The sequence below is a fragment of the Bacillus sp. ISL-41 genome, assembly GCF_018613235.1.
Lineage (GTDB): Bacteria > Bacillota > Bacilli > Bacillales > Cytobacillaceae > Mesobacillus.
On the sequence record NZ_JAGGQP010000034.1, the window covers coordinates 118,760 to 134,779 of the forward strand.

Here is a 16,020-nt window from a genome sequence, read left to right on the forward strand (position 1 = left end):
CTTTTACCCCTCCTAATATACCAAAAAAACAGCTTCCCGTGGAAGCTGCTTGAAGTCAATTTAATTTCTTTTCGATTTGTTCCCGGGTCATTTCAATTTTTCCCGGCAATACGAACAGATATTGAATCAAATCTTCCAGTAAATCCATTATTAATTCTGTCATTTCATCATCCATGTCCGTTTCCAGCTCAAGCATCCTATGGAGTCCCCCTTCAGGTTTCATCAAAGGGCTTAATGAGGTAACCGGGTTTACTAAATTAATATGGTCTGGAAGGATCTCGAATTGCTGATCAAGGCTCATGCCCTTTGCCTTGTCACCCAAAAAGTTTTTTAGAACATTCTCAATGACACGCTTGGCCAGTACCGCAGTGGCTGTATTCTCTTTTGAAAGATAAACGCTGACTGCCGATTTATATGCCCTTACCAATTCTTCGGGTATTTTGGGAATATGCTGTATCTGGCTTGTCGGATCTGTGGAGCTCTGTGGATCATATATGTACACATCGGGCTGTGTTTCGTTGTCCCTTGTAATGATAACAAACGGCACACTATGTTTGCATGAGGGACAAGCACTTTCAGTCATTAGTCCATGTTTGCTGCTCTGGTACGTCGACTTAAGAACGAATTCAACTTTTTCCTTGCATACTGGACAGATATTTTTAATACCCTTTGGGACCTTCAAATGTCCGAACTGACTATAAGATGTAATCGAACCGGCATAGATCCGCCTCATTTTCGTGCCCCTTTCTGTATGACAGATTCCTTCCGCTCATCATTAGCTTTAGTTTCCATACAACTCAAAAAATTATCCATGTATTCATATAACCCTAATAAGCAAGATGAAAACGCTACTTTTGACTATGGTTCAAGATTGAATCGATTTGTTTTCCCAAAAGACCTGAAATGAACTCCAGTGTGCTAAGCGAGGAAATATCATGCTCCAGGAGCGGCAGTAAAACCTTCCTCTGATTCTTGAATTTATCCTTGATTTCATCAAGATACAATCGCTCGTTCGTTCTTCTTTGCGCCATGAACCGACCATCTGCCTCTTCGGGGATGACTTTGTTGACAACGATTGAGTTTACATGTATGCCATGCTGGTGCAGTGTTTCGATTGCCTTACTCGTTTCAAGGATAGGAAGGCGCTCCGCGTTAAGTACAAATACATACTCCGTTTGTGTACCATCAAGCAGTATTTCTCGTACGCGCTTAAAACGGTTTTTCCGTTCATTCAGCTTGTCATATAAAGGGTCATCGACGATTTCACCATCGTTCATCCACTGTGCATAATTTTCATTCACCTTTTTGCGCCTTTCCAACAGCCCGTCCATCCAAACGCCCATTAATTCCGGCAGTGTCAGCAGCCGGATTGTATGCCCTGTCGGTGCTGTATCAAAGACAATGGCATCATAATTTCTTATTTCCTCCAGAACCAATGAAGTGATTTTGTCAAACAGCGCTGCTTCTTCTGCCCCAGGCGAGGATGCTGCCATGTCAATCTGCCTGTTGACCTCTTCCAGCATCGTCGCTTTTACCAGGCCTTTCAAGTTGCCTTTTACACCATTGATATAGTTCCTGGACTCCTGCTCCGAGTCAATCTCCAGTACATCGAGATTCCGGGTGGCATTTTCAATTTTTCCTCCACGGAAGTTCCGATGGAATAGATCCCCTGTATTATGTGCGGGATCGGTTGAAACCAGCAGGATCCTTTTCCCTTTTTGCGCAAGTAAGAGCGCCATGGCTGCAGATGTTGTACTTTTGCCAACACCGCCTTTTCCACCGATAAAATAAATCTTCTTGTCCAGCATCGCCATATCAGTTCCTCCTAACAGCAGCGTATTCCTTCGAGCGGGGATTTTTCCATTCCTGCCCGCAAATGCCAATCATGAAAACGCTCGATGATGACAGGGTAGAGTTCAAGCGTATAGTAAAATGCCGGGTTGGGCAGGCCAAGCATCTCTGAAAAGCATAACAGCATAAACAGGTCTTCTTCATCTCTCAATTCACGTGCTATTTCGGTCCTGTGCGGCTGCCTGAGAATCTCATCATAGACAGCTATAGCACGCTTGAATTGTTCGTAAAAACCCATCATGATTACCTCTCTTTCTAAAAATGACAATAGAGACCGGTCGCCCGGCCTCCATTTCATTACATTTCCTTGCTTAATGGCGGTGGATTATTCCTGCTGAAGGCTGCGATTGCCTCGATGATGATCCAGAAGACAAATATCAGGATCAGTCCGCCGATACCAAAGAGCAGCATATTCAGCTCGCCGCCCCCATATCCAGACCACTGGAAAACGACCTGTTGAATCATAGCCCAGAGTGTCATGAAGAAAACGAACACCATTGGGATGAAAGTAACGAGATAATTCCTTCCCTGACGTTTTAGCCAGATGGAAACGAGCAGAAGGCTTACCCCTGCCAATAGCTGGTTGCTTGTTCCGAACAGCGGCCACAACAGGTATCCGCCAGAACCGAATCCATTAGGACCTTTTGGCAAAAGTACAAGCGCTGCACTGGAAACAACTGCGACAGTTGTCGCTACATGGGTTTTAGTCAAAGCCTGGACATTATATTCGCTTCCGATCTCAGCAATGATATAACGCATCAATCTGACTGAAGTATCCAAAGTTGTAGCGGCAAAGCTGACAACAATGATGGAAACAATTGTCCTTGCGATGTCCGCAGGAATCCAAATGCCAGTCGCAAGCTGGGCAGCACCATTGATGAAGTTGCCAAGGCCGCCTGAACTTGCAGCCGCAAAGCTTGAATACGCAGCAGTAAAATCAGCTTTTGTCGCAAATACAGTGACAACTGCAATGATGGCGATCAGTGCAAGAACCCCTTCCCCAACTGCACCAAGATAACCAACAAAACGGGCATCCGTTTCTTTTTCCAGCTGTTTGGAGGAAGTCCCCGAAGAAACCAGTCCATGGAACCCGGAAATCGCCCCGCAGGCAATTGTGATGAACAATAGCGGGAACCAGGAAACATCGGTAGCCGCAGCATTCATCGCCGGAGCTGTAACTTCTGGCTGAAGGAGAACTAACCCAGCATATAAAATGAATAAACCTACAACCAACTGGTGTGAATTGATATAATCACGAGGCTGAAGGAGCTTCCAGACCGGCAGTGTTGAAGCAATGTACACGTAAACCATCAACACGATAATCCAGACTAAGAAAGCCATTGATACACCACTCAGGCCAAACATGACGGTGTTATCCGCTCCGCCAAAGTATTTCACAAGATCAATCTGCAATGCCGGTACACGGCTGGCCAGGATTGCGGCACCATACATGACCGCAAGTGCGACCAATGAAGGCAGAAGCATCCCTTTTTTCTTTTTATAAACAGCATAGCCAATCCAGATTGCGAGCGGAATTTGCAGGAATACGGACAGGACGCTTGCCGGGAAGTTGATAAATAAGTTCGCGATGACCCATGCAAAAACGGCGTTGACCATCAAAACAAGTATTAAAATAATGAATAAGAACATGATTTTCGCACGTTTGCCAATCAGCTTATTTGTGATGGTACCTACTGACTGTCCCTTATTCCTGACTGAAAGGACAAGAGTTCCGAAGTCATGGACACCTGCCGCAAAGACCGTCCCCAAAGTAACCCACAGGAATGCTGGAAGCCATCCCCAGTATACAGCGATTGCTGGCCCGACAATCGGTGCAGCTCCGGCAACAGAGGTAAAATGGTGGCCCCATAAGATCATTTTCTTCGTTGGGACAAAATCCACCCCATCCGAAAACTGGTGTGCCGGTGTAACGTAGTTAGGATCGAGACGGTAAATCTTTTCTGCTACCCACTTGGAATAGAAGCGATAGCCAATCGCAAAGACAATCATTCCGATCACGGCTAACCATAAAGAATTCATTTTTATAAACCTCCTTTTTTATGAGTTGGTATTACAACTTAATAATAAAAATATATTGCTGGATTAGTCAATAAATTCTGACTACTTTTCTTAAAATCCTTTCTCCAAGCATTCACTCCTGCCTATAAAAATTTCCCAACATACAGATTCGACAATTTTTGACTTAGTTGTTGAAATGTTCAGACTATTAGAGTATAAATATTATAATCTACTAATTCCTATTAGATAGAATTTGATTTTAGGAGGAGTTTATTTGAAGAAGAAAGTCGTTTCCTTAAGTTTGACAGCCAGCCTTGCAATCAGCGGATTGGTTGCAGCAACAGGCTTTGCCGCCCCATCAGCAGATTCACCATCAAAGAAGTTTACGAAAAGCCATGGCGCACCTGAATTTGTTGCCGGCAAGCTGACAAATCCATCAGAGAAATCAGCAAAGGATATTGTCCTTGGGTACCTGAAAGCTTCGAAAGAAAAATACAATCTGGGCACAAATGATAGTTTCGTTGTTAAATCTCAGGAAGCAGACAAGCTGGGCGGAGATGTTGTCCGCCTGCAGCAGGCCTATAATGGCGTTCCTGTCTGGGGAGCAACACAGGCTGCCAGAGTTGACGAAAACGGCGTTCTTAAGGTTTTTAGCGGAACTGTCAGCAAGGGACTGGGCGACAAGCTTGTAAAAGTCTCCAGCAAAAAATCTCAGAGAGATGCAATTGCTTCAGCAGAAGCGGATTTAGGCTATAAGCCTGATTATGAAGCAACCCCAACGGCTGAATTGGTCGTTTACCCTGGTGAGGATCAAGCAGTGTACGCTTACCATGTCACGCTGAACTTCCTGAGCCCTGAACCAGGCAATTACCAGTACTTTATCAACGCTGTTACAGGTGAAATTATTAATAAATACAACGCCATTCATACTGCTGGCAAAAACAATCCTTCTTTAAACGGAACAGATACGGTTGGATCAGGTATCGGAGTGCTTGGTGACACGAAGACGTTGAACACGCTTCTTTCAAATGGCTCTTATTATTTACAGGACAATACTCGCGGAAATGGGGTATTCACCTACGATGCCAAGAACCGCCAGAGAACGCCAGGCTCCCTATGGGTGGATACGGATAATAACCTGAACGCAGCTTATGATGGAGCCGCAGTAGATGCTCATTACTATGCAGGTCTCACCTATGACTACTATAAAAACACTTTTGGCCGTAATTCATATGACAACAATGGCGCAGCGCTGAAGTCGACTGTCCATTACGGCAGAAGTTATAACAATGCATTCTGGAATGGCCAGCAAATGGTGTATGGTGATGGAGATGGCACAACGTTCATTCCGCTATCCGGCGGTCTTGATGTTGTGGCTCATGAACTGACTCACGCTGTAACGGATTTCAGTTCGGACCTGGTTTACCAGTATGAATCAGGTGCATTGAACGAAGCGATTTCCGATATTTTCGGAACACTAGCTGAATTCCATGACAACAATGATCCTGATTTTGAAATCGGCGAAGACATCTATACACCAAACACAGCTGGAGATGCCCTTCGTTCTATGAGTGACCCAACTAAATACGGCGATCCTGATCACTACTCCAAGCGTTACACTGGAACTTCCGACAATGGCGGAGTTCACATTAACAGCGGTATTATAAATAAAGCTGCCTACCTTCTGAGTGAAGGCGGATCACATTATGGAGTATCGGTCCTAGGAATCGGTACGGAGAAAATGGGAGCGATCTTCTATCGTGCAAACACAGTGTATTACACATCTTCCACTAATTTCAGCCAGGCACGAGCAGCAACTGTACAAGCAGCAAAAGACCTGTACGGCGCGGCTTCCGCAGAAGTTGGAGCTGTCAATGCAGCATTTGATGCTGTAGGGATATATTAATAGCTTTATATTTATATTTAGACAAACTGGCTCATTTATTATTGTGAGCCAGTTTTTTTATACTGCTGCTGATCTCTCGATTTCTGGTTTAAATGAGAGAATGAGTATTAAGGTTTTGAGTAAGCTGGATTGAGGATGAATAATCCTGACAGCTTTGGCTTCAGATCATGAAAAGTTGTCACAATAACAACGTAATCTTGACAGATTTGCCCTCGTATCCAGAAAAGCTGTCACGAAACCAATGGAATCTTGACAGCTTTGGCTTCGAAACATGAAAAGCTGTCACAATAACAACGTAATCTTGACAGCTTTGGCTTCGGATCATGAAAAGTTGTCACGAAACCAATGGAATCTTGACAGCTTTGGCTTCGGATTATGAAAAGTTGTCACAAAACCAATGGAATCTTGACAGCTTTGGCTTCGGATCATGAAAAGCTGTCACAAAACCAATGGAATCTTGACAGCTTTGGCTTCGGATCATGAAAAGCTGTCACAAAACCAATGGAATCTTGACAGCTTTGGCTTCGGATCATGAAAAGTTGTCACAATAACAACGTAATCTTGACAGATTTGCCCTCGTATCCAGAAAACCTGTCAAAAAAGAATCACTATTCCATGACAAATACTTAAATTAATCTTACATCGCAGGAATCTTCTGCTTAGATACTTCACCGCTTTAATAAAATGATTGACATCCTTCCATAACCGATGTAATATTTAGAGAAATTTAATAATTCAATAATATGAAATCTTATCCAGAGAAGCTGAGGGTCTGGCCCTGTGAAGCTTCAGCAACCTTCAATTATTTTTTGTTGAAAAGGTGCTAATTCCAGCAAGTTCTTGAAACTTGGCAGATAAGAAGACTGGCTACTAACTGTAAAGTCTTCTTCTTAAGAAGGCTTTTTTTGTTTTATTAGGGATCTCACACTGACTTTCTGGATCATTGTCGATCAAGTCCCTTTTTAAGTCGATTACCTCGTCTTTTCTCATAAAACAAAAAACTGCCATCTGACTATAAAATTAGGAGTGAATAAATTGGCTGAAATCGATACAAAGCTAGCACAGCTTGGCAACAGGAGTGAATCATCAACAGGTGCGGTCAATCCACCAATATATTTAACGACAGCCTACCGCCACGAAGGGATTGGACAATCCAGCGGCTATGATTATGTCCGCACGGGCAATCCTACTCGCGAAATCCTTGAAAAGGCGATTGCAGACCTGGAGGATGGTGACCGCGGTTTTGCCTGCAGCTCCGGAATGGCAGCAATCTGGACAGTTCTCTCATTATTCGAGTATGGAGATGAATGGATTGTTTCAAAGGATTTATACGGGGGAACTTACCGGCTTCTGGAGCAGGGTTTCAAAAAGTGGGGATTACAAAGTACATATGCTGACATGGCCGATTTAAAAGAAATCAAATCCGCAATCAATCATCGGACAAAGGCTCTTTTTGTAGAAACGCCGACAAATCCGCTGATGGAGCAGGCGGATATTGAAGCCATCGCAAATGTCGCAAGAGAGAACAGCATTCTGCTGATTGTTGATAATACCTTCTATACTCCCCTTCTGCAAAAACCATTGACATTAGGTGCAGATATCGTGATCCATAGTGCAACTAAATATCTTGGTGGTCACAATGATGTCCTTGCAGGGCTTATCGTTGCCAGGGGACAGCAGATATGTGATTCCCTCTCCCTACATCATAATGGCGGCGGTGCGGTGTTAAGTCCTTTCGATTCCTGGCTGCTCATCCGCGGGATGAAAACCCTGGCATTGAGGATGGAACGCCACGAGCAAAATGCCAGGGTGCTGGTGGATTATTTACAGAATCATCTTGCAGTGAAGGATGTCTTATATCCTGGCAGAGGCGGAATGATTTCTTTCAGGGTACACTCTCCTGCCATGGTCAATCCGTTTTTAAAAAGTCTATCAACCATTACTTTTGCTGAAAGCCTTGGTGGAGTCGAAAGCTTCATTACCTACCCTGCGACTCAGACACATGCTGATATCCCAGCTGAAATTCGCGAACAAACCGGTGTTTGTGACCGACTGCTGCGATTCTCTGTGGGGATTGAAAATGTTGCAGATCTGATAAAAGATTTGGATGCAGCTTTCCAAAAGGCAAGCCAGGAGGCAGAAGCAATATGAGCAGATATACATTCGAAACCCATCTGCTCCATAACAAGCATAAGTTCGATCCTGCAACCGGTGGAGTAAGCGTACCGATCCAGCACGCCTCAACCTTCCACCAGCCGTCGGCAGACAAATTTGGTAAATATGATTACAGCCGCAGCCTTAATCCTACCAGAGAGGCACTTGAAGAAATAATCGCCGAGCTGGAAGGCGGTGTCCGGGGTTTTGCTTTTTCTTCCGGGATGGCCGCCATCTCAACTGCCTTTTTGCTTCTTTCTCAAGGTGACCACGTGGTCGTAACCGAGGATGTTTATGGCGGTACTTACCGGATGGTTACACAGGTACTGAACCGTTTTGGTATTGAGCACACTTTTGTGGATATGACCGACCTCGAAGCGGTGGAGCATGCGATTAGGCCAAACACTGCGTTGCTATATGCAGAAACACCTTCCAATCCGTTATTGAAGGTCACTGACATAAATGCTGTCAGCGAAATTGCAAAGAAACACGGCGCTCTTACCTTTGTCGACAACACATTCATGACTCCCTACCTGCAGCGTCCGCTGGAACTTGGAGCTGATATTGTCCTTCACAGCGCCACAAAGTTTCTGTCCGGTCACAGTGATACAGTCGCAGGTCTGGCGGTGGTTAAGGATGAAAAACTGGCCAACAGGCTTTATTCCCTGCAGAATTCTTTCGGGGCAGTCCTGGGAGTCCAGGATGCGTGGCTTGTTATGAGAGGTATCAAGACCTTGTCTGTCAGAATGAACCAATCTCAGGAAAGTGCAAAGAAAGTCGCTGGATTGTTAAAGAAACTGCCTTTAATCAAGAATGTCTTTTACCCTGGCCTTGCGGATCATCCGCAGTCGGACCTTCAGATTCAGCAGGCATATGGACCCGGAGCGGTACTGTCCTTTGAGCTTGAGGATGCAGAGGCTTTAACCAGATTCATAGAACAAGTGAAACTCCCAGTTTTTGCAGTCAGTCTTGGAGCAGTAGAATCCATTCTCTCTTATCCTGCAAAAATGTCACATGCGGCCATGCCGAAGGAAGAACGGGAAAGGCGCGGAATCACTGACGGCCTCCTTCGACTCTCTGTCGGGCTGGAAAACGCCGACGACTTGATCGCTGACTTTGAGCAAGCTTTGAATTACATAGGAACTTTAGCAGCACAAAAGGAGGAAGTCTAATGAGTTTCCTGAAACGCCTGGAAAATGAAATTTTAATCGCGGATGGTGCGATTGGTACTCTCCTCCATTCTTATGGAGCCGGAACCTGTTTTGAAGAGTTGAACATCTCACATCCTGATGACATCATTAGGATCCATAAAGCCTATATAAATGCCGGTGCTGATCTTATCCAGACGAACACATATGCCGCCAATTATATAAAACTTGAAAGATATGGACTTGAGGATCAGGTGAAAGAGATTAATAGTGCCGCAGTAAGACTCGCTCGCCAGGCAGCAGGTACCGATGCATATGTCCTCGGCACGATTGGCGGGAACCGGGGAATCAGGCCTTCCGCCATCCCGATTGAGGAAATCAAAAGAAGCTTCAGGGAGCAGCTCTACTGTCTTCTCCTGGAGGGGGTTGATGGACTTTTGCTGGAGACATTTTATGATATGGAAGAAATCGAGACGGTGCTCGAGATTGCCCGAAAGGAAACCGACCTGCCGATCATCGCCCAGGTATCCCTCCAGGAGATTGGAATCATGCAGGACCAGACCCCGCTTCAGGAGGTTTTCAATAGACTAGAGGATCTTGGCGCTGATCTTGTGGGTCTGAATTGCAGACTTGGTCCCCATCATATGATTTCCAGTCTTGAGCAGATAGAGCTGCCTTCAAAGGCATTCCTTTCCGCCTATCCCAACGCCGGGTTACCTGCTTACACAGATGGTAAATTCCATTACGAAGGCAATCCTGAGTACTTCGGCAAGTCTGCCCGCAGCTTCCGTGACCAGGGAGTCAGGCTGATTGGAGGATGCTGCGGTACGACTCCTGAACATGTTAAAGCATTTGCTGATGAGCTAAAAGGATTGCCACCTGTTTTGGATAAGAAAATTCCTGCAAAGAAGGCGAAGATTGCAGTCAAACCCGCTGACATAAAAAGGCCTTTAGCTTCACTGCATCAAGTGGTGAAAGAACGGCCCTCTGTGATCGTTGAGCTTGATTCACCGCGAAAACTGGATACAACACGTTTTTTTGAAGGAGCAAAAGCATTAAAGGATACTGGTATTGATGCTCTGACTCTTGCAGATAATTCACTTGCTTCACCCAGGATTTCTAATTCGGCAATTGGCCATCTCGTAAAGGAAAAGATCGGTATGCGCCCCCTCGTACATTTGACTTGCCGTGACCGAAACATCATTGGACTGCAGTCACATTTAATGGGTTTGCATACACTTGGGCTGCATGACGTGTTAGCAGTAACGGGTGACCCTGCCCGAGTTGGTGATTTTCCTGGTGCATCATCTGTTTTTGATGTCTCTTCCTTTGAATTAATAGAGATGATCAAGCAGTTTAATGAAGGTCTCTCCTATTCTGGAAAAGACTTAGGCCAAAAAGGTGCTTTTTCGATTGGCGCTGCCTTCAATCCAAATGTTCGTTCCATCGAAAAGGCTGTCATGAGGATGGAAAAGAAAATTTGCGCTGGTGCAGATTATTTCATCACCCAGCCTGTTTACTCCGAAAAAATGCTTTTGGAGGTCCATGAAGCAACAAAGCATATTGATGCCCCTGTTTATATCGGACTAATGCCGCTAACGAGCAGCAGAAATGCTGAATTCCTTCATAATGAAGTTCCCGGCATTAAGATTTCACAGGAAATACTCGATATCATGGCGAAATTCAATAATGAACCGGTGCAATCGAAAAAGGAAGGCATCGCGATTACAAAAGGTTTGATTGAGGCTGCAGCAGAACTATTTAATGGAATCTATATCATCACACCTTTTATGAATTATGAGATGAGTGTCGAGTTATCGAGCTACGCTAATGAATACAGCAGCCTTCTAAAGAGGAGGAAACAGAATGTCAACCTTGTTAACTGAACAGATGAAGAAAAAAATCCTGATTATGGACGGAGCGATGGGAACGATGCTCCAACAGGCAGACTTGACCCCCGCAGATTTTGGCGGTGAAGAATATGATGGCTGTAACGAAATCCTGAATATAACTGTGCCGGAAGTAATTGAAAAGATTCATCGTGAATACTTCGAAGCTGGAGCAGACATCGTTGAGACCAATACTTTCGGTGCCACAAGCCTGGTCCTTGATGAATATGGACTGGGCCACAGAGCTTACGAAATCAACAAAGAAGCGGCTCTTATTGCCAGAAAAGCGGCTGACGAGGCATCCACTCCCTCCAAGCCACGATTTGTGGCTGGGTCAATGGGTCCGACTACCAAAACACTTAGCGTGACGGGGGGTTCAACCTTTGAAGAGATGTCTGCTTCCTACGAAGAGCAGGCGCTTGGACTGATCGATGGCAATGTCGATTTGCTTTTGCTCGAAACGAGCCAGGATTTGCTGAACGTTAAAGCGGCTTATACAGGAATCCAGCGTGCATTCCAAAAAAGTGGCAAGGAACTGCCTCTCATGATTTCTGCCACAATTGAACCAATGGGCACGACCCTAGCCGGCCAATCAATCGAAGCATTTTATATTTCAGTCCAGCATATGAATCCGATTGCGATTGGATTGAATTGCGCAACCGGACCGGAATTCATGCAGGAGCATTTGCGCTCCCTTTCCTCCCTTTCGACTTCTGCTGTCAGCTGCTATCCGAACGCTGGACTGCCTGATGAGGAAGGTCAATATCATGAAACGCCAGACACGCTCGCCCAAAAGCTCGCCGATTTTGCCCGTGAAGGCTGGCTGAATATTGTCGGAGGCTGCTGTGGTACGACACCTGCACATATAAAGGCGATTTCGGAAAAAATGCAAGAGCGCCTGCCAAGGCAGACGGAAGATAACAATCTGCATATGGTTTCTGGGATTGAGCCTTTCATCTATGATGATCCAACACTAAGGCCAATTATGGTTGGTGAACGGACGAACGTTATCGGTTCCAGAAAATTCAAACGTCTGATCTCAGAAGGCAAACTGGAAGAAGCAGCTGAGATTGCAAGGGCTCAGGTTAGAAATGGAGCACACGTCATCGATATCTGCCTGGCTGACCCGGACCGTGATGAACTTCAAGATATGGAAGGATTCATTAAGGAAGTTGTTAAAAAGGTGAAAGCGCCGCTTGTGATTGACTCTACTGATGATGAGGTAATTGAAAAAGCATTGAGTTATTCGCAGGGAAAGGCAATTATTAATTCCATTAACCTGGAGGATGGCGAAGAACGGTTTGAGTCAGTGGCACGCCTTATCCATAAATATGGTGCTGCTGTAGTCGTCGGAACGATTGATGAAGAAGGAATGGGTGTTTCCGCTGAAAGAAAATTGGAAATAGCCAAACGTTCATATGACCTGCTTGTCAACAAATATAAAGTACCTGCACAGGACTTGATTTTTGATCCGCTCGTCTTCCCTGTCGGCACCGGGGATGAACAATATATTGGCTCGGCAAAAGCAACCGTGGATGGAATCAGGAGAATCAAAGAAACCCTCCCTAAAACACAAACGATTCTTGGAATCAGCAATGTTTCCTTTGGCCTCCCTCCTGTCGGCCGTGAGGTGTTGAATTCAGTATTTCTTTATCACTGCACTCAGGCAGGTCTTGATTACGCAATCGTGAATACAGAAAAGCTTGAACGATTTGCTTCGATTAGTCCGGAAGAAGTTAAAATGGCTGAAGAGTTGTTATTCAGTACAACTGATAAGACACTTGCGGAATTCACCGATTTTTACCGGGATAAAAAGAAGGAAACAAAAAGCGCACTGCCTGATATGACACTTGAAGAACGACTTGCCTACTATGTAGTTGAAGGAACGAAAGAAGGCCTTCAGCAAGATCTTGACATGGCACTGGGGACCTACCCTGCACCGCTGGATATTATCAATGGTCCATTGATGGACGGGATGAAAGAAGTTGGCAGGCTTTTCAATGACAACCAGTTGATTGTGGCCGAGGTCCTTCAGAGTGCAGAGGTCATGAAGGCCGCTGTGTCCCATTTGGAGCCTCATATGGAGAAAAATGATTCAACGGCAGCAAAGGGGAAGGTACTCCTCGCGACTGTAAAGGGCGATGTCCATGATATTGGCAAAAACCTGGTGGATATTATCCTCAGCAATAATGGTTATGATGTTGTCGACCTGGGAATCAAGGTGACACCGACTGCCCTGATTGAGGCGATTAAAAAGGAAAAACCAAATATCGTTGGCCTATCAGGACTGCTTGTTAAATCTGCACAGCAGATGGTGCTGACTGCCCATGATATGAAGCAAGCAGGTATCGACACTCCCATCCTTGTAGGCGGCGCTGCATTATCAAGGAAATTCACTGATACTAAAATCGCTAAAGAGTATGACGGACTTGTTTTATATGCAAAAGATGCGATGAACGGGCTGTCGATCGCGAATCAACTGCAGGAGCCGGATGGGTACGAACAATTTTTAACGGAACAAAAGGCTAAGCAAGAAGCAGCGATAATTAAGCAAGAATATACGGCAACGGGCAGAACTTCTGCCACAACCGTTTTAGAACGTCCAAAGGTAATAGCAAAAGCACAGGTATTCACCCCGCAGGATACAAAGAGGCACCTTGTAAAATCCTACTCCCTGTCCCATATTGAGCCCTATATAAACCAGCAAATGCTTTTGGGGCATCACCTTGGACTAAAGGGAAAGGTAGAAAGAATGCTGGCTGATGGCAATGAAAAGGCAGTCAAGCTCCAGGAAGTTGTCCAGTCTCTTTTAAAAGAATCCAAGACAAATAATTGGATTAAACCTGCTGCCGTTTATCAGTTCTTTCCTGCCCAGTCAGATGGAAACAGGCTGTATGTATATAATCCTGAAAAAACCGATCAAATTGTAGAGACATTTGATTTTCCGCGACAAGAGGTTTCACCTGGGTTATGCCTGGCAGATTTTGTCCGCCCTGTCAGTGATTCCGAAAAGGATTACATCGGAATGTTCGCAGTCACAGCAGGTACAGGAATTCGCCAGGCAGCAGAACAGTTGAAAAAAGAAGGAAGATTCCTGGAAAGCCATGCCCTCCAGGCACTTGCTCTTGAAAGTGCAGAAGGGTTCGCGGAATTGATCCATCGCCAAATCCGTGATCGATGGGGATTCCCGGACACACCTGATATGACAATGAAGGATCGTTTCGCCGCCAAGTATCAAGGTCAGCGTTTCTCATTCGGATATCCGGCTTGTCCAGATTTGGAAGATCAAAAAAAGCTTTTCAACTTGATCAAGCCAGAAGATATCGGAATTAATTTGACCGAAGGATTCATGATGGAACCGGAGGCATCAGTTACGGCTATTGTCTTCTCCCATCCAGAAGCAAGGTATTTCAATGTGTTGAAGAATTAGGAGATTGAATATTTCAGCAAGAGGGATATCCCCTCTTGCTTTTTCTGTTTAAGAGGAAACTTCTGAACATTTATCCTATCGGCCATCAACATACAATGGATAAACTCGAAAATAGCATTCTCTACTTATTTATATACTCTTTAAATCTTTCTAAAAACCATAGTGTATAATTCCTTGCATATGAACCTTTTATGTCCCCTAAATCGTCTAAATATGAGCAAAATGAATAGAGGTGGAAAGTTGGAGCCTGACAGAAGAATTATAACTAATGAGGAATTATTGGAGATGTTGGTTGGTCAATATTCAGAACGTGTGAAACGATTGGCATATACGTATGTAAAAAGCTGGCAAGCCGCTGAGGATATTACCCAGGAAGTGTTCATTTCCTGCTATAAGAATCTGGATTCGTTCCGGATTGAGAGTTCATATAAAACTTGGTTATTTAAAATTACTGTGAATAAATCCAAGGATTACTTAAAAAGCAAATGGTATAGATCGATTGTTCCTTTTGATTTCACTTGGTCCTTGTTTTCTGGAATGAAAGCATCGCCAGAAGATGAAGTCATAGAAAAAAATGATGAATACATTCTTTCAGAGAAGGTGCTAAGGCTGCCGGCAAAATATCGGGAGGTCATTATTTTATACTATTACGAGGATTTAAACATCCGAGAAATAAGTGAGTTGAGTAATATAAACTTAGATACTGTCAAAACAAGATTAAGGCGTGCCAAATCATTGCTTCGTAAAATGTACGAAGGGGTTGAACTGGATGGAGAATAAATTAAAGAACTTGCGTTCGAGCATGAATCATACTGTCTTAAAGAACGGCCGTATGAGTCAAGCGGAAAAAAAGCGTTTATCAGAACAAGCAATCAATAAAAGCTATACACAGAAAAATAAGAATTTGCTTGGTCCTATTCTTTCAGTAGCAGTAACGATGGTTTTCTTACTCACTATTGGTTCATTCACATATTATAATCTTTTTCCGGATAACCGTTCGGCAGAAACATCTCCTTCTGACAGAGCTGTGGTGGAAACAACTAGAGAAACTACCACTATAGCTAATGAAGAAGAGCAGCCGACCCAAGGGTTAGATGAGAAAGAATGGAAAGATGTAACTGTCCTTGAACAAGGAGCACATTATGATATGCCGACCAATGCAAGGGCTTATATCGCAAGTGCTAATAGATCAATCCAAACAAAGCCCGCTGCTGATTCCAAACTAACTCAAAGAGGCTTTGATGATATGTACTATTATTATTTAGAGTCAATGTCTCTGCAAAATGGACTAAATATAATAAAAGTCCAAGGAACAGATATAGAAAAAGACTTTAATAATCTATATAGCTTGACTATCATGATTCAAGAGGAACAAGGAAAGCGGTTAGATGGCGTCAATCTCGAAGGTGTCAGCAAATTTGATGCCCATAAATACTGGAAGGAACCTTCAGAAGAAATGAGTCAGTCAGTAGTATATTTACAAAAATTACTGAATGACCTCGATATGACGATCAATCACGACGGAAAAGGAGAAATTCATGGATTCTCCTACCAAGGTGATGGCGACAAAACAGCTGAGCTGCAGAATTTTATTGATGTTTATTTCGGCTTTTAAAAATGGAT

General features: G+C 44.2%; 11 protein-coding genes and 1 riboswitch. Of the genes, 7 read left to right on the forward strand and 4 right to left on the reverse strand.

The genetic code is table 11. The annotated features are described in order from the left end of the window. Window positions 1-55 precede the first annotated feature (55 nt). From J7I80_RS18245 to J7I80_RS18260, 4 genes are all read right to left on the reverse strand, one after another. Complete coding sequence (locus J7I80_RS18245) at window positions 56-733, reverse strand: hypothetical protein (RefSeq protein WP_214740156.1); 678 nt, start codon at window positions 731-733, stop codon at window positions 56-58. Between the two features lie 115 nt (window positions 734-848). Next, window positions 849-1,814: an ArsA family ATPase gene (locus tag J7I80_RS18250; RefSeq protein WP_214740158.1), complete on the reverse strand. Its 966-nt coding sequence runs from the start codon at window positions 1,812-1,814 to the stop codon at window positions 849-851. Window positions 1,815-1,825: 11 nt separating this feature from the next. After that, the gene (locus tag J7I80_RS18255) at window positions 1,826-2,089 is read right to left on the reverse strand and encodes a cory-CC-star protein (protein WP_213367584.1); all 264 of its coding nucleotides are present in this window, start codon (window positions 2,087-2,089) and stop codon (window positions 1,826-1,828) included. 59 nt (window positions 2,090-2,148) lie between these two features. After that, a complete protein-coding gene (locus J7I80_RS18260) occupies window positions 2,149-3,891 on the reverse strand; it encodes a carbon starvation CstA family protein (RefSeq protein WP_214740160.1) in 1,743 nt (580 codons plus the stop codon). A gap of 253 nt (window positions 3,892-4,144) precedes the next feature. On the opposite strand from J7I80_RS18260, the gene J7I80_RS18265 reads away from it, so the two are divergent. The 7 genes from J7I80_RS18265 to J7I80_RS18295 all read left to right on the forward strand — a co-directional run bounded on the left by J7I80_RS18265 (window position 4,145) and on the right by J7I80_RS18295 (window position 16,012). Continuing rightward, window positions 4,145-5,776 (forward strand): M4 family metallopeptidase, encoded by a 1,632-nt coding sequence (locus J7I80_RS18265; protein ID WP_214740162.1) that lies wholly within the window; start codon window positions 4,145-4,147, stop codon window positions 5,774-5,776. A 748-nt stretch (window positions 5,777-6,524) separates the two neighbouring features. Then, a riboswitch (SAM riboswitch) is annotated at window positions 6,525-6,637 on the forward strand. 174 nt (window positions 6,638-6,811) lie between these two features. After that, on the forward strand, window positions 6,812-7,927 hold the full coding sequence (locus J7I80_RS18270; RefSeq protein ID WP_214740164.1) for a methionine biosynthesis PLP-dependent protein: 1,116 nt from the start codon (window positions 6,812-6,814) through the stop codon (window positions 7,925-7,927). Beyond that, complete coding sequence (metC, locus tag J7I80_RS18275) at window positions 7,924-9,102, forward strand: cystathionine beta-lyase (RefSeq protein WP_214740166.1); 1,179 nt, start codon at window positions 7,924-7,926, stop codon at window positions 9,100-9,102. The genes J7I80_RS18270 and metC overlap by 4 nt, the downstream gene beginning before the upstream one ends. Next, window positions 9,102-10,964 (forward strand): bifunctional homocysteine S-methyltransferase/methylenetetrahydrofolate reductase, encoded by a 1,863-nt coding sequence (locus J7I80_RS18280; RefSeq protein WP_214740168.1) that lies wholly within the window; start codon window positions 9,102-9,104, stop codon window positions 10,962-10,964. Before metC ends, J7I80_RS18280 begins: the two co-directional genes overlap by 1 nt. After that, a complete protein-coding gene (gene metH, locus J7I80_RS18285) occupies window positions 10,945-14,397 on the forward strand; it encodes a methionine synthase (protein WP_214740169.1) in 3,453 nt (1,150 codons plus the stop codon). The genes J7I80_RS18280 and metH overlap by 20 nt, the downstream gene beginning before the upstream one ends. Before the next feature lie 285 nt (window positions 14,398-14,682). Further along, window positions 14,683-15,177, forward strand: a complete 495-nt coding sequence (locus J7I80_RS18290) for a sigma-70 family RNA polymerase sigma factor (RefSeq protein WP_251027855.1) — start codon at window positions 14,683-14,685, stop codon at window positions 15,175-15,177. Next, window positions 15,167-16,012 (forward strand): hypothetical protein, encoded by an 846-nt coding sequence (locus J7I80_RS18295; protein ID WP_214740173.1) that lies wholly within the window; start codon window positions 15,167-15,169, stop codon window positions 16,010-16,012. Before J7I80_RS18290 ends, J7I80_RS18295 begins: the two co-directional genes overlap by 11 nt. Window positions 16,013-16,020: the final 8 nt, after the last annotated feature.

Bases quoted from the DNA above. Each gene is read 5' to 3' on its own strand.
- J7I80_RS18245 (WP_214740156.1), bottom strand. From the start codon at position 733: ATGAGGCGGATCTATGCCGGTTCGATTACATCTTATAGTCAGTTCGGA.
- J7I80_RS18290 (WP_251027855.1), top strand. From the start codon at position 14,683: ATGTTGGTTGGTCAATATTCAGAACGTGTGAAACGATTGGCATATACG.
- J7I80_RS18250 (WP_214740158.1), bottom strand. From the start codon at position 1,814: ATGGCGATGCTGGACAAGAAGATTTATTTTATCGGTGGAAAAGGCGGT.
- metC (WP_214740166.1), top strand. From the start codon at position 7,924: ATGAGCAGATATACATTCGAAACCCATCTGCTCCATAACAAGCATAAG.
- J7I80_RS18295 (WP_214740173.1), top strand. From the start codon at position 15,167: ATGGAGAATAAATTAAAGAACTTGCGTTCGAGCATGAATCATACTGTC.
- J7I80_RS18260 (WP_214740160.1), bottom strand. From the start codon at position 3,891: ATGAATTCTTTATGGTTAGCCGTGATCGGAATGATTGTCTTTGCGATT.
- J7I80_RS18280 (WP_214740168.1), top strand. From the start codon at position 9,102: ATGAGTTTCCTGAAACGCCTGGAAAATGAAATTTTAATCGCGGATGGT.
- metH (WP_214740169.1), top strand. From the start codon at position 10,945: ATGTCAACCTTGTTAACTGAACAGATGAAGAAAAAAATCCTGATTATG.
- J7I80_RS18255 (WP_213367584.1), bottom strand. From the start codon at position 2,089: ATGGGTTTTTACGAACAATTCAAGCGTGCTATAGCTGTCTATGATGAG.